Genomic DNA, 13,395 nt, shown 5'->3' on the forward strand with positions numbered 1-13,395 from the left:
CTCATCGGAGTGAACCGGACATCCACGTCCGATCTCGTAAGCTGGTGACTTCGCCAGATCGACAAACTTCACGAGAGCGCCCTCTGGTCGCTCTCGTTTTTTCAACCTCTGATTACGCGTACTCTTTATGTATCTTATCGATACTGCTAAAATCGAGGACGATGAAGCCTCAGAAAAGCACCCCTCTTCAGCGAAGATACTACTGGGCAGTCGTACGGCACATAGCCTGTACCTGCATGCCTTTGATCACTTCGTCGGTCGCAGAGAAGACGCTCCACAACGAATTCAAGGAGCGCATCCTGGGGCTCGAGGAGGTGCGCCTTTCCTCCGGCGAGCTCAGACTTGAGCCGATCAGCACGACCTCCCTCGACCGTGACGAGTTCTCTCAGTACATCGAGGCCGTCATCGCCATCGCCGTGAAGGCCGGTGTCCACTTTCCGGACAACATTGAAGACTTCCTCGAGGTTTCCCCCAAGGTCATCACCGAATTCCTCCCTCTGCCGTCTACGGAGCCTGTCTCATGCGCCTGATCCTCATGCTGCTCGTCGCCGCGGGCGGATACCACTATGTCTCCAAGTCCGTCGACGAACGCCCTGCAGCCCAACCACCGCAGGCCCCCGCTGCACCTTCCGACAACTCGCTCATGTCCTGGTTCGACGCCGCAATCTCTCTTCTGAACGGTGCCAAGGCACAGGCTAGCGCGACTGTCGACGACGCGACTATGGCGCTGCCACGGGACGCGCACGCTAAGCTCTCGACCGTGACGCGTAGCGTTTCCGACAACCTGCCGTTCGGCGGCCCGGGATGCGGCGAACCCGATCGGTTCGGGAACCTGAAATACTGCTTCCACGACGACAAGCGCTAGCGAGTGAGTTCCTGGCGGCAAGGTATCGGTAGGTGATGCAGGTCAAAAGCGCACCGTTCAAGAGGGCTAGGCTCGAACGATGGGGATGGACTCCCAACGGGTTGTATACGGTTGCGTCAAGCGCTCCTGTTTCATCGACCACGCCTGCTTTGTGCCGGCGCCGGCCAGCTTTACGGCGCCCCGGCCGAATCTCAGGTTGAGATCGTCCATCGCCTTCATCAGACGCTCGCCTTTATCCTCGTTGCCTCCAAGGGCAGAGGAGGGGCCAAACAACTCCAGTTGCTCGACGTGCTCTGGCCTCAGATCCAAGAGCATCACGCCGGCCTTGGCGTAGCGATAATCGGGACGGAAGATACCCCGCAATCCTCTAAGCGCCGCGGCGGCGAGGGTTTTGGTGTCGGCGCTGGGGGTGACCAGTTGGACGACCGTTGCGGCAGAGTATGGCCGGTCCTTCGCCCTAAACGGACTGGTGCGAATGAACACCTGGATTGCGCCAGCTCGTGACGCTTGGGCTCTCAACTTGGCTGCTGAGCGAGTCGTGAATTCGACGATCGACTCACGCATCTCTTCCAGCGAGGTGACCGGCTGACCGAACGATCTGGATGTCACGATCTGTTTTCGCCGGCGCGTATCAGCTTCCAGCTCGATGCATGGAATCCCGCGCAACTCTTGAATCGTGCGGGAAAGAACGACGGAAAATTGCCGGCCGAGGACAACTGGATCGGCGCGTGCCAGATCCAATGCCGTTTCGATCCCGATTGCTTTCAGTTGTGGCGCCAGGCGTCGACCAACTCCCCAGACATCGCCAACCTCGATTTCTCGCATGAGCGTCGCGAGTGCCCCACGCGGCATCACTGTCAAGTCGCAGACTCCGTTCCAATGCGGCCGAGCCTTGGCGACCGCGTTGGCGAGCTTGGCCCGCGTCAGCGTATCGGCAATTCCAACGCAGGTTGGGAGTCCCACGTGCTGTAGCACGCGCGACCGGATCTCCTGACCGTATGCCGTCAAGTCGCGCTTGAAGCCGCTCAGACCCAGGAAACACTCATCGATCGAGTAGATGTACTGTTCTGGGCTGAATTGGGCGATCACACTCATCATCCTGGCGGACATGTCGCCGTACAACTCAAAGTTCGCGCTCAGTGCGACGAGTCCCGCCGATTCTTCCAGGTGACGGATCTGGAACCACGGCTGCCCCATCTTGATGCCCAGCGCCTTCGCTTCTGCCGTACGTGAAATTACGCAGCCATCGTTGTTACTGAGGCTAACGAGAGGCCGCCCCTCCAGCGAGGGGCGGAATACCCGCTCACACGAGCAATACATGCAGTTCGCGTCGATCAACGCGATCGGCCCGGATACGATCACAGTAGGCTCTTGATGCAGTGCGTCACGACCCCCCAGATCACAAGCTCACTCGCCTCGCGCATGCGAATATCAGGGTAAGTGGGATTAGCGGCTTGCAGCTTGACGATCCCATTCTTCCGATACAGACGCTTCACGGTCAACTCTCCGTCCAGGATCGCGACGACAACTTGCCCGTGCTCTGGTGTGAGGGCGCGGTCGACCACAAGCCTGTCGCCATCGCAAATGCCCGCCAAACTCATGCTGTCCCCGCGCACCCAAACGAAGAACGTGGCGTCGGGGTGCCTGATCAGGACCTCATTCAGGTCAATGCGCTTGACGCCCAGGTCTTCGGCCGGCGAGGGGAACCCGGCCGGCACGCGAAACGATATCTCAGTGACGCTTGCCGAGCCTGCCGCGGCGACCTGGCGGACTTCAAGGGAGGGGGTGACTTCTAACATACCTGCATAGCTCTTTTTGCACTGTATATACGTACAGTATTCTAGCGTCAAATCAGCCCTTGTCCGTTTCGAAAACAAAGAAGTGTCGCATTAGGCACCTACCGATTCCGCGGCAAAGGAAAAAGCCACCAGGGATGCCCCGGTGGCTTTTGACTTACTGAATAGGCCTCACCGCTTCTTCGTGCAGGTAGAGGCTCATGACGAGCAGCAGCAAGGCTGCTTGCCGATTGAGGCGCGAGAGGATGGCCTTGAGTCCGGCCGCATCCGAGATTTCTGCGCGCACCCGAGGATGCAGGCAGAGGAGGGCAAGGACGAGAAGCGATCCGGGCATGGCCAGGAACGCAGCAAGCGCAAGTTTCTTCATGGTGGTGACTGATCTCCGTTATCTATTGAACGGATATGCGTCACGCGCCCAGATAACCGGCTTCCTATTGGCTGATTGACATCTCATTGGACAAGGCCATCGCAAGGACCTTGCAATCATCTCAGGGAGATCTCATGGAAGCGAACGAAACGAAGAAACTCACAAAGAACCAACTCCGGCGTGCGATCGGCGAACAACTGGGCAATTGGCTTTGGGGCCGCCGTTCCAAGAAGCCCAAGGTTGAGCGCGTCCAGGCGATCCTTGAGTACCGCCGGCTGCGCGCCTCGCTCGAGGCAGGGCAATATGTCGACGAGCTCAACGCGCGAGGCAACATCGTTCATCGCGACATCGACGCCGACCTCCTGCTCGGCTTCAAAGGCGGTAGCCGTTACCCCTACGACCAAAAGCTCTGCGCATCGGGCTGGAAACAGTACGACACCGACCAGGATGCGCCGTACTTCGGCTGCTGGGTTCACATCGACATGCGCATGACCATGTGCTATTGCGAAGGCGATCGCATACTGGTCATTTGTCCCACGACGGAAACCCTGAAGGAGGAACTCGACAACATGGCGCAGTTTTACGGGCCGCCGCCGGCTGCCTTCATCCATGTGGACAACGACCGTCGCGTCACCCACTTCATCGAGGCTCGCCCCGCAGTCGCCGCATAGGCCAGTCCACCGTAACCCATGATGACCCCCAGTTTTGCGGCTGGGGGTTCTTCTATTAGCGCGTGTGCTTCATATCCGGTTGCAAGCCAACCAATTTGGAGATCTCATGAGCCTGTGGCCTGAACTCAAACTCCCACCCATCAATCTTTGGAGCGCACCCAAGTTGCTCGGGCGAAGCTACTCGCTCGCCGACCTCACTCCGGCAGAACAGCACCCGCCTGCGACGCGCCGCCCGAAGGTAGCCCCCATCAGCACTGAAATTCAGCGGCTGATGAAGACGCGATGAAGAAACAATCCACCCCACGCCCCGAGCAGCTCGTCTGCCGGGGCGTCTTTACTTCCGACTGATTGTCATCCCCTCTTGCAGGGCAATCCCATCGATATCAACAGGAGCGAATGCATGAGAATTGATGACCAACGCAAAGTGTGCTGGGCAAAGGCAGGAGATGTGATCCAGCTCGTCAAGGAAGGAGAACCGCAGCCCGGATATTGGCTCGTGAGCAAAATCCCTAATGCACAGCGCCAGGCACAGATCGTCTCCCGAGCTATCGAATCCAATGGCCTCTATTCCGCGAAGGAGGATTTCTTCATGACCAACCTCGAATCTGGCGAGATCCACCCTCTGCCGCACCTCTCGTCTAAGTGCTTCATTCGACGGGACGCGACACTGGTTCTCGCCTCTGACGACCAGTAACGGACAGGAGGAAATTATGTCGACCATCCCAATGCTTGCCGGTGCCGGCAAGAGCGTGACTGTCGCCGCGGCGGAAAACCTGCGCCGCCTCAGCCAAAGCACCGCCATGGACATTCGCCTCCAAACGCTCATCGATGCGGGTTTGGCAGATGATCGATCCACGCTTCTGCGCTTGATCGATCAGCTTAAGGTGATTCAGCGCTCGACGTTAGGGCGAGTCAAGGCCGCGGCGCAGGATGCGATTCGCAAGGCCGAGCCCTCGCTGCTGGATTCGAACGTGGCGATCCAAGCCCTGGGCGTCGCAAACGTGACCTCCATAGGCAACGAGAACGTGTACTTGGAAAAGGACGGCACCGCGTTCTACTTCAAGCCCGCAAACAACGATCGATTCACGGTCGGGCTGCACGACTTTTCCAACGTGGTTGTATTCGAATGACCACTGCGCAATGCGCACTGTGCACTGCGCATTCCGAACCATCCCGCCCCCGGCCGCATTCTGCCGGGGCTTTTTTACGTTCGGGTGATTCACATCTCCCCGTTGTCTGGCCTTCGCAATGGCCCTTTTTTACTCACCAGGAGATAGCAATGCCCATGTTCGAAGTCACCATTCTCAAGGCAGCAGAAGTCGAGGTAGAAGCCGACAATGCCGCGGCGGCTGTGCAGATTGTGCGCAACCAAGACGCCGATGGCGTTCTCGGGTACGACACGCAGGCGTCGGCCACGCCGGTTGTCTTTGGAGCGCACCCGTTGAGTCACTGGCTACGACGACTGGATGAGGAGCGCAATGTTTCGGTGTATGAGGCCGACAATATGCCGGGTCACTTCGGTTACACCGGCTGCGAGGCGGACAACTTCCAGACCATGGAGGAAGCCACTCTTGCCGCTGTGCTGGCCAATGACTTAATCGTCAACGGGGTTCAGCAGCCAGAACCCGTGCCGGTTGCCGGCACTGCGACGGCCAACTTGGACATCTACCGCATGCTGGCTGACGATGGGGTGACTTCCTATTGCGAACAGATCTGTGGTGGCGGTCAATGCGGCACTGGCCAACTCTGCCACAAGGGTGTCGACCTCATGACCGAGATGCCTGCGCCCCTGTGCGACAAGTACGCTGATTCGGTCATTGGCGATCAACCGCACCTGTTCGACGCCATCGAGATTCACGGCGCCCGCGACATGCACCCGGAGAACGATCCACGTGGCACTTGCTTCGAGGTCGACAACGAGAACCCGCAAATCATCGCCGTCTACCTGCGGCTGAAGGAGGGCGGTCTAATGTGTGCGGGTGACTTCGGCGCCTACGATCTGGCAAATGGCTACGCGTCCGAACTGGGCTCGAACTACTCCTGGCCGGTACACAGCTTTGTTAGTGCTGACCTCCAGGCTTCAGCCATGCACTGATACCGCACGTCAACCCATTTCCACCCACCGCCCCGGCTTGCTCACGCAGCCGGGGTTTTTATTTGCGCCTGGCAGTCATCTCCCTTCACGAGGCCATCGCAAGTGGCCAACTTTCACCTTCAGGAGATGATCATGAGCAGAAGTTTGCAGGCAGTTGAAATCCGCACGATCGGCGAGAAGCGTGGCAACCCGCGTCTCTGGATCGATGGCGCCCAAGCAGTCAAGGGCGGGTTCACACCTGGGGTACAGTACACCCCCAAGGTGGATGAAGCGCGATGCTTGCTCACCCTCGAAATCGTCGAGAACGGTGAGCGCGTCGTGTCGAAGAAAGTCGTCCGCGATCGGGAGATCCCGGTAATCGACATCAACAATGGCGATCTGTTGGGGATGTTTGTGAAGTTGGGGTTGACCGCAGTACGGATTGTCGTTCAGTCCCGCCGGATTTTCGTCCTCCCCGTGGCATCCGAGTTGCGAGCGAAGGAACGCCTGGATCGACTGAAGTCAAAGTTGGTCGCTCAGGAACCTTTGGACATCGGGTCTTACTCGGCCGGCGTTGGCATTCTCGATCGAGCTGCCCACGAAGGACTGAAATCAGCAGGCATCGCCTCTCGCTTGGCGTACGCCAATGAGATCCGCGCCGACTGCATGGAGCACGCTTTTGAGCGCAACCCCGTGTATGACGCAAAGACAATCCTGTTGACCGCACCGATGCAAGAGGTCGTGTTTGACGATTGGCTGATGGGGCAACTGCCAAAGCTCGACGGCCTGATTATCGGCATCCCGTGCAGCGGTGCCTCGAACGCTGGGCGCACCAAGCTCAAGCTCGAGCATCCGGAGAATCACCCGGATGTTGGTCACCTCGTTGTGCCGCTTCTGGCGGCCGTCGCCAAGTCCTCGCCGGCATTTCTGGGGATCGAGTGTGTTCCCGGTTGGCTCAACACAGCGTCAGCGGCAATCGCGCGATCGATGCTCCGCGACCTGGGGTATGTGGTCCACGAAACCGTGCTTAACGCGGCCGACTGGAACATGCTCGAACACCGAGAGAGGATGTGCATGGTGGCAGTGACCCAGGGTTTGGACTTTTCCTTTGATCTGGTTCAACGACCGGAACCGCAGGAGCGACAACTTGCGGAGATCATGGATCAGGTGCCGCTGGACAATAAGTGTTGGAGCGAGCTCACATACCTGAAGGAGAAGCAGACCAGGGACGAAGCTGCCGGCAAGGGCTTCAAGATGACCATCGTCGACGAGACGGCAACCAAGGTTCCAACGCTGAACAAGACCTTGGCAAAGCGGCAGAGCACGGGCACCTTCATTCGACACCCGGAGAACCCGGATCTGCTGAGAATCCCAACGGTCTGCGAACATGCCCGCGCAAAAGGCATTTGGGAAGACATGGTCCGAGACGTAACGCAGACCTTTGGCCATGAAATCTGTGGCCAGGCCGTCAGCACGCCACCGTTTATCGCGGTGTTCAAAGCCATCGGCGACATGCTCCAACGATTCAAGCAAGCGATCGAGGTCAGGTTTACCTCGTTTGTTCGCGCAGATCTGAAGGCAGCCTAACCCCTCCCACGCCACCAGCTCAAAACTGGTGGCGTTTTTCTTTTCCTCTTTGCCTACGCCTGGCCTTATCCCGCCCTGTGAGCCATCCCCACATGCCAAGCCAATCGCCGCATGCCTCGCAAGGGAGCGGCTCACTTCAGGAGAAACCATGTCTCAAATCCGTGTCCGCATCAACGGCAAAGAAGTTCCGCAAGTGGGCGAGAGCCCTGTGTCACTCGAGATGGCCCTCCCGGGCGGCAATCAGGAAAGCGACACCAGCATCGTCCTTCAACTGTCGGATGAAGGGCTGTCGTTCGAGTTCATTGACGGCAGGGATGGCCAGACCCTTGGAATGCACCGCCAGGTCGTTGTGTCGCTGGGTCACCTTCGAGATCTGGCCTTGGACCGCCGCGAGATTCGTCTCAGTCTGATGGAGAACGACGACTGCGCCGTACGGCAAGAGGACATCACGGACATGGCTGGGCAGATGATTGCCGAGGCAGTCCTTGATCAGCTCCAGGACGCTGATGAACTGGGCGGCGTCGATACGCCCGAACAGTATGTCACCTTGATGTACTTTCTCGCGCGACGTGCCTTCAGCGAGCCAAGACCTGCTCAGCGAATTCTGGACTTGCTGAGCCGATTGCCAAAGTCATCAACGTTCTGCCACCGTTCCCAGTCGACGGCGATGTGGTCTCGGCCGAAACCATTGCGCTCGCCCTGGCAGTGCTATCTGGACGGCCCGCGGTAGTTGACGACACGGCGATGGGCGAGATTGACATGTTGATCGGCTTGCGCGTCCCGCTCGTTAAGCTCCCAAACCCGCAGCAATGCGGACTCCACGACCGCTACTTGCTGTGTCGAGCCGACGCGGACGGAGTCACCTCGGATCGGCGGAAGCAGGAGATCGTTATCTAAACCAACCGCGCCATCACCTAAACCAGGTGGTGGCGTTTCCTTTTCAAAGCTGCCCGCATGGCTGTTCACTCGCGCCGCGATCGATTCCCGACGCTGGCTCTGCCGCCTCTTCAAGGAAAGCCATGGCTTGCCGGCAAAAGCGCCCCGCCTCCGCAAGGGATCTGAGGTAGGCCGCATCGGCAAACTTGCGTCTTGCCAGATCTTGGTAGTCCAACCGGAACGCCTCTGCCGCTTCCATCTCCAAGCCCTCGGCGCTGCTTATGTGTGTGGCGATCTGATCCTGTGTGAACCGCCCTGCAGGCTCCCAAGACAGTGAGCCGAACCTTAGGCGCCCGGTGCTGATGATCCGGCCTAGGTCATCGAGAATTTCGGCCCAGTCAATTGATCCGATTGACTCGTCTTCGTCGAGGTCCTCAGCGAATTTCTGACACCACAACGCTTCAACGCGCTCGCTGGTCAGCAACTCCCTCGCAACATCCAGTGAGCAGGAGGGGATGCGAACCACGGCCGTTGCCTTCCTGGAAAACGTAGTCGCACTGATGTGCTGGCCACGCATTTCAACGGCGATGTATCCATGAATTCGCACTGAGGTTGCCGCCGTTGCAATCGACTCTGCCAGGCGAGCGAGCTCACGACTTTCGCGTTCGCAGGGGACGCCTAGCCTCCTTTTGCCGCGGACGACCGTCGAAAGGACATGGTATCCAACCCGCTCTCGTACTGACGCCAGCAACATATCTATCCCCGCCTGTGTCAATTTCACTATCCTCGTATCAGTGCGCTTCAAAGCGCTTTTGACAGTCCCCGCACACCACGTTCACGGACGGTTTCGCCCACAAATTCGTTCCGCAGCCACCGCAGGTGTACTTCACCCGATTGCTTCGATCAACGGATACCCCCGCGGAAGCGGTTCGTCCGCCGCTGATGCGATCACCGCCGGCGGCAGAGGTAGGTCGAACCACCTCAAGGCCATTGCTGATGGGAATCGGCGAGAAGACTGGCACCTCGACCGACAGTCCCTTGCCGCCGGTTTCGTCATCGTCATCTTCCTCTCCATCTACCTCTGTCGTTGAGGCATCAATCCCAAGACTTCCGTGGGGCTTCGCCGACTTCGCAGGAATTTCCACAGTTCCCGCATACGTGTAGTCCTTGCGACTGAACTCCGGGTAGCGGTCGAACCAGACGATGCCAAAGGTGTGCGTAAGCAACTCCTTGCAGGCAAGGATGAACGGTCCGTCCGGGACGATGTAGTGGGACATTGTTTCCCCAACAGTCTTTCCCCCTGGGCTACCAGTTGAGCTCGGCTGAAGACCTATGGAGAGCATCTTGGCAGCCCACTTTTTGTCGTGATATGAGCGCCGCGGCGGCTCACCGTCGTACTCACGCCACTGATGGCATTGTTCGTGCGCCAGGGTAGACAGCACATCCTCAACAGGCCTTGTCCCGAAAAACACAGGATTTAGGTTGATCTCGTCCGAAATGATGCCACCGCGATTCACGAAGCGTTTCGGTGAGAAATGGCCCAAAGACCGGCCTTTTCGGTTCAACGTGATCAGGCACCCCTGAAGCACACCGGCGAAGAGACGCTCGTTCAAGAAGTCATACGCGAACTGAAGTGCCTCATATGCCTCTTTTGTAGGTCTGACATTGCTCATCGCCCGTCCGTCCATGGGTTTGCACAGGGCAATTATACTTTTCAATCTATCACAGATACAATTGCCGTATGTGCACGTGTGATGTATCTTGTCGTTGATTTTGCTAACACGTAAGCGTAAGATTCATGAACCGCATGTTCAACTACTGAGGGAATTCGATGAAAAAGATTGCCGCCGCACTCCTGCTTGCCTCCCTGTCCGCCGCCGCCCTCGCGACGCCGGAAACTGACGGCGTCATGGCGACGCTCAAGCAGAAGTACCCGAATACCACCTTCACGAGCATCGAGGCTTCGCCCCTGCCCGGGATCTATGAGCTGACGATGGGCAAGAACATTGCCTACACCGACAAGGAAGGTCATTACTTCCTGTTCGGTAGCCTGTACGACATGGAGAAGCGCCAGGATCTGACAGCGCCGAAGCGAGATGCCGCCAACAAGGTCGACGTGAGCAAGCTCCCGCTCAAGGATGCGATCGTGCGCGTGAAGGGTAAGGGCACTCGCAAGCTGTATCTCTTCTCCGACCCCGACTGCCCGTTCTGCAAGCAGCTCGAGTCGCAAGCCCTCCCGCAACTCGACGATGTGACGATCTACACCTTCATGTACCCGCTCGACTCGCTGCACCCCCAGGCCCGGGCGAAATCCGAGGCCATCTGGTGCCTGCCGGCGAAGGAGCGCGGAGCGGCCTGGGACAACCTCCTGACCCGCGGTGCTCAGCCGCCGATGAAGAAGTGCGAGAACCCCCTCGCAGCGCTCGCGACGCTCGGGGATAGCCTGGGTGTGCGCGGCACTCCGACCATGTTCAGCGAAGACGGCCGCATCCTGCCCGGTGCAGCCGACGCGGCCCGTATCGACGCGTGGCTGAACGGAGCGAAGTAATCGCCGTGGCCCTCTGGCCGAGCACCCCATGTAAGGGGGTGGCCCCTTCAACCGCAGCCGCATTCATGGCTGCGGTTGTAGTTTTTGTGCCGGCGTCGCGCGCCGAGGCCGCAGGAAGTATTTGGGCCTCGCGGCGCGCAACTCGGTAGGAATCTCCGGGTTGAAGCCCGGGGAGGACGTCAACGGAGCCGACATGAAGTTCAAACGCATTATTCCGTGCTTCATTGGCCTTTCGCTCTCCCTTTTCGCGGCCATATCGCTTGCCGAGGATCTCGGCCAGTATGGCAATACCTGGCATATTCAGGAACAGGACGCGATCGACATGATCAAGGGTCGGCTGACCCAGATGGAGAAGCAGGGCCAGTTGAAGAACTTCTGGGAAAACTTCAGGGACAAGCAGCTTGCTAACCTGGAGAACCCGAAACCAATCCCGGGTATCACGACGGCAACTGGGCCAAAGATCTGGACGTTCGACCCGACATACACATACAGAGAGAACGTCAAAGACAACCTGGGCAACATCATTGTGCCTGCGGGCACGAAGCTCAATCCGCTCGACTACACGTCACTCTCCAGAGCACTGATCTTCATCGACGGACGAGACGCGAAGCAAGTCGCCTATGCGAAGCAAAGGACTGATGCCAATCCGCGTGACAAAGTCATCTTGGTGGCCGGTTCGTTTCTGAAGCTCGACCGTGCATGGAAGCGGCCTGTGTACTTCGATCAGCAGGGCATCCTCGTCAATCACTTTGGTATCAAACGTGTACCGGCCGTTCTCTCGCAGAAGGGCAAGGTATTGCAGATCGAGGAGTTCGCACCGTGAAAAAGCTGCTCGCGGCCTTTGGCCTACTCATCGGCATGTGCTTCACGTCGAGCGCGGCGAATGCCGACGCTCTTTGTCAGGGCAAGTTCCCGAACCTCATTACCGATGTGTGTTGGTCATGCGTGATGCCAATCAAACTGTTCGGTAGCACTACGCTCCTATCGGGGGGGCAGGAGGACTTCGACTCCGGCGGCAACAGCCCGGTTTGCTTCTGCGACAACCCGCCTAAAGTCGGCATTCCCACGTCCTTCTGGGAAATGGACATGATGACCGACGTGACGGCAGTGCCGGGTTGCTTCCCGCTCCTCGGTGGCGTGCGGGTGAACGTAGGAGTGAACTCCGGAGCCTTTGGTCAGGTATCGGATGACCAGTCGGGCGAGATCGGTTCAACCCGCGCGTCGTTCATGCAAGTGAACCTGTATATCAACCCGGCTCTTTATGTCATGGGAGCAATCCTGGACGACTCCTGTCTGGATCAGCGCGGCATCGACATTCCGTGGGTTTCCTTTGCCGACCCAACGCACAACGACGACGAGTTGTCCGGAATCATGACGCCATATGCCTTCCCCTTCGGAGGCATGGTTGCGATCGGAGCGATGTCTGCCGATGCCGTAGCTGCGACGGCTGGCTTCCCGCTGCCCGAGATCTTCTGGGCGGCTGGCGCGTATGGACACATGTATCCGCTGACGGGGAACAATGAGGCGCACTTGAGCATGGAGCAGACCGCCCGCCTGCAAACCACGCGTGTTCTCGCAAAGCTGCATGCCGCCGGGACGCAATGGTCTGCGTTTGGCAGCGACGCCATGTGCCGGTATTACCCGCAGATCATCATGGACAAGCGCCAGTACAAGTTCACACGCCTATATCCGACGCCACAGACGGTGAAGATCAATGGTAAATGCTGCGACCCGATTGGCCGTTCTCCCATCCTTACTCAAACCAACACTGAACTGCCCATGCCGGGCTGGAGGGATTTTGGATATGCGATTTTCCGCAAACGCGATTGTTGCAGCGGCGCTACTCCTGGCCATTAGTTTGGAAGTTGTGCCGGCCAGCGCTCAGTCCCTGCAAATGCCGTCGGACGCCGAGATCCGGGCTCAAATGGCCAAGCAGCGCCAGGATACAGCCGAGGCCCTCGGCCAGAAGATTGTGCCCGTAAAGCCCGGCACGTTTAAGGCCGAGGTCCCTGTCATCAAGGCGCCGCCACCCGTCAAGACTCAGAGCCTCGACGATGTGATGAAGCAGTACGCCGAGGCCAAGAAAGGACCTCAGGTCAAACGTGGAGCCAGCGACCTGATCATCTTCGTATCGTTCTCGTTGCCGAAGGAGATCCTGACGGAACTGGCTCGCCAGGCCAAGGCAACGGGAGCAGTCATGGTGGTGCGAGGCTTCAAGGGTGGCTCGCTCAAGGCGACCAAACTCGCCGCATTGGAGGTGAACCGTGCCGGCGCTCCATGGGAGATTCACCCAGAACTTTTCAAGGCGTTCAAGGTGAAAACGGTGCCGACCTTTGTCGTGGCAAGCGCGGAAGCTGAGTCCGTTCTCGATGACGGATGCTCGCCGGAGGCTTCGTTCTCCTCAGTCTCCGGCAATATTTCGGTGGAGCTCGCTCTGGACACGATTCGCCGTCGAGCGCAGCCGTCGATTGCAAAGCTGGCCGAAAGCCGGCTGGCGATGATCCGCGCCAGCAACCAACCCGGTCCCTTGCACTGAGATTCGCCGGGGTTGATTGCATCAGCAGGCCTCCTGTCGAGTTGCGGCCGGGGGCCTTCTCCCTATCAGTTAGCC

18 protein-coding genes are annotated in these 13,395 nt (G+C 58.7%); 13 read left to right on the forward strand and 5 right to left on the reverse strand.

From position 1 onward, the window contains the following. Positions 1 to 236 precede the first annotated feature (236 nt). Positions 237 to 530, forward strand: coding sequence for a hypothetical protein (locus tag ACREYQ_RS32905; protein WP_432263152.1), 294 nt, complete (start codon positions 237 to 239; stop codon positions 528 to 530). Beyond that, the gene (locus ACREYQ_RS32910) at positions 521 to 865 is read left to right on the forward strand and encodes a hypothetical protein (protein ID WP_432263153.1); all 345 of its coding nucleotides are present in this window, start codon (positions 521 to 523) and stop codon (positions 863 to 865) included. Before ACREYQ_RS32905 ends, ACREYQ_RS32910 begins: the two co-directional genes overlap by 10 nt. A 66-nt stretch (positions 866 to 931) precedes the next feature. Here ACREYQ_RS32910 and ACREYQ_RS32915 read toward each other — a convergent pair whose 3' ends face one another. The 3 genes from ACREYQ_RS32915 to ACREYQ_RS32925 form a co-directional block, all read right to left on the reverse strand. Next, complete coding sequence (locus ACREYQ_RS32915; protein WP_432263154.1) at positions 932 to 2,227, reverse strand: Y-family DNA polymerase; 1,296 nt, start codon at positions 2,225 to 2,227, stop codon at positions 932 to 934. Then, positions 2,224 to 2,664 (reverse strand): LexA family protein, encoded by a 441-nt coding sequence (locus ACREYQ_RS32920; RefSeq protein WP_432263155.1) that lies wholly within the window; start codon positions 2,662 to 2,664, stop codon positions 2,224 to 2,226. The genes ACREYQ_RS32915 and ACREYQ_RS32920 overlap by 4 nt, the downstream gene beginning before the upstream one ends. Before the next feature lie 154 nt (positions 2,665 to 2,818). Continuing rightward, on the reverse strand, positions 2,819 to 3,028 hold the full coding sequence (locus ACREYQ_RS32925) for a hypothetical protein (protein ID WP_432263156.1): 210 nt from the start codon (positions 3,026 to 3,028) through the stop codon (positions 2,819 to 2,821). 134 nt (positions 3,029 to 3,162) lie between these two features. Here ACREYQ_RS32925 and ACREYQ_RS32930 point away from each other — a divergent pair, with 134 nt between their 5' ends. From ACREYQ_RS32930 to ACREYQ_RS32960, 7 genes are all read left to right on the forward strand, one after another. Next, positions 3,163 to 3,699 carry a hypothetical protein gene (locus tag ACREYQ_RS32930; RefSeq protein WP_432263157.1) on the forward strand — a complete coding sequence of 179 codons (537 nt, stop codon included), beginning with the start codon at positions 3,163 to 3,165 and terminating at the stop codon, positions 3,697 to 3,699. A 106-nt stretch (positions 3,700 to 3,805) separates the two neighbouring features. Further along, entirely contained in the window at positions 3,806 to 3,985 is a 180-nt protein-coding gene (locus tag ACREYQ_RS32935; protein ID WP_432263158.1) for a hypothetical protein, read from the forward strand. A 114-nt stretch (positions 3,986 to 4,099) separates the two neighbouring features. Next, complete coding sequence (locus ACREYQ_RS32940; RefSeq protein WP_432263159.1) at positions 4,100 to 4,393, forward strand: hypothetical protein; 294 nt, start codon at positions 4,100 to 4,102, stop codon at positions 4,391 to 4,393. 16 nt (positions 4,394 to 4,409) lie between these two features. After that, positions 4,410 to 4,829 carry a hypothetical protein gene (locus ACREYQ_RS32945; RefSeq protein ID WP_432263160.1) on the forward strand — a complete coding sequence of 140 codons (420 nt, stop codon included), beginning with the start codon at positions 4,410 to 4,412 and terminating at the stop codon, positions 4,827 to 4,829. A 149-nt stretch (positions 4,830 to 4,978) separates the two neighbouring features. After that, positions 4,979 to 5,794 carry a hypothetical protein gene (locus tag ACREYQ_RS32950; RefSeq protein ID WP_432263161.1) on the forward strand — a complete coding sequence of 272 codons (816 nt, stop codon included), beginning with the start codon at positions 4,979 to 4,981 and terminating at the stop codon, positions 5,792 to 5,794. A 132-nt stretch (positions 5,795 to 5,926) separates the two neighbouring features. After that, positions 5,927 to 7,360 (forward strand): DNA cytosine methyltransferase, encoded by a 1,434-nt coding sequence (locus tag ACREYQ_RS32955; RefSeq protein ID WP_432263162.1) that lies wholly within the window; start codon positions 5,927 to 5,929, stop codon positions 7,358 to 7,360. Between the two features lie 148 nt (positions 7,361 to 7,508). After that, positions 7,509 to 8,090, forward strand: coding sequence for a hypothetical protein (locus tag ACREYQ_RS32960; RefSeq protein WP_432263163.1), 582 nt, complete (start codon positions 7,509 to 7,511; stop codon positions 8,088 to 8,090). 210 nt (positions 8,091 to 8,300) lie between these two features. Here ACREYQ_RS32960 and ACREYQ_RS32965 read toward each other — a convergent pair whose 3' ends face one another. Then, the gene (locus ACREYQ_RS32965) at positions 8,301 to 9,041 is read right to left on the reverse strand and encodes a hypothetical protein (RefSeq protein ID WP_432263164.1); all 741 of its coding nucleotides are present in this window, start codon (positions 9,039 to 9,041) and stop codon (positions 8,301 to 8,303) included. Next, a complete protein-coding gene (locus ACREYQ_RS32970) occupies positions 9,028 to 9,909 on the reverse strand; it encodes a SprT-like domain-containing protein (RefSeq protein ID WP_432263165.1) in 882 nt (293 codons plus the stop codon). Before ACREYQ_RS32970 ends, ACREYQ_RS32965 begins: the two co-directional genes overlap by 14 nt. A gap of 158 nt (positions 9,910 to 10,067) precedes the next feature. Here ACREYQ_RS32970 and ACREYQ_RS32975 point away from each other — a divergent pair, with 158 nt between their 5' ends. The 4 genes from ACREYQ_RS32975 to trbC all read left to right on the forward strand — a co-directional run bounded on the left by ACREYQ_RS32975 (position 10,068) and on the right by trbC (position 13,320). Continuing rightward, positions 10,068 to 10,784 (forward strand): DsbC family protein, encoded by a 717-nt coding sequence (locus ACREYQ_RS32975; RefSeq protein ID WP_432263166.1) that lies wholly within the window; start codon positions 10,068 to 10,070, stop codon positions 10,782 to 10,784. Positions 10,785 to 10,977: 193 nt separating this feature from the next. After that, positions 10,978 to 11,607, forward strand: a complete 630-nt coding sequence (gene traW / locus ACREYQ_RS32980; protein WP_432263167.1) for a type-F conjugative transfer system protein TraW — start codon at positions 10,978 to 10,980, stop codon at positions 11,605 to 11,607. Then, the gene (locus ACREYQ_RS32985) at positions 11,604 to 12,641 is read left to right on the forward strand and encodes a TraU family protein (RefSeq protein ID WP_432263168.1); all 1,038 of its coding nucleotides are present in this window, start codon (positions 11,604 to 11,606) and stop codon (positions 12,639 to 12,641) included. Before traW ends, ACREYQ_RS32985 begins: the two co-directional genes overlap by 4 nt. Continuing rightward, positions 12,589 to 13,320, forward strand: a complete 732-nt coding sequence (trbC, locus tag ACREYQ_RS32990; protein WP_432263169.1) for a type-F conjugative transfer system pilin assembly protein TrbC — start codon at positions 12,589 to 12,591, stop codon at positions 13,318 to 13,320. The genes ACREYQ_RS32985 and trbC overlap by 53 nt, the downstream gene beginning before the upstream one ends. Positions 13,321 to 13,395: the final 75 nt, after the last annotated feature.

Source organism: Cupriavidus sp. TMH.W2 (genome assembly GCF_050847365.1).
In the GTDB taxonomy this organism is placed as follows: Bacteria; Pseudomonadota; Gammaproteobacteria; order Burkholderiales; family Burkholderiaceae; genus Cupriavidus.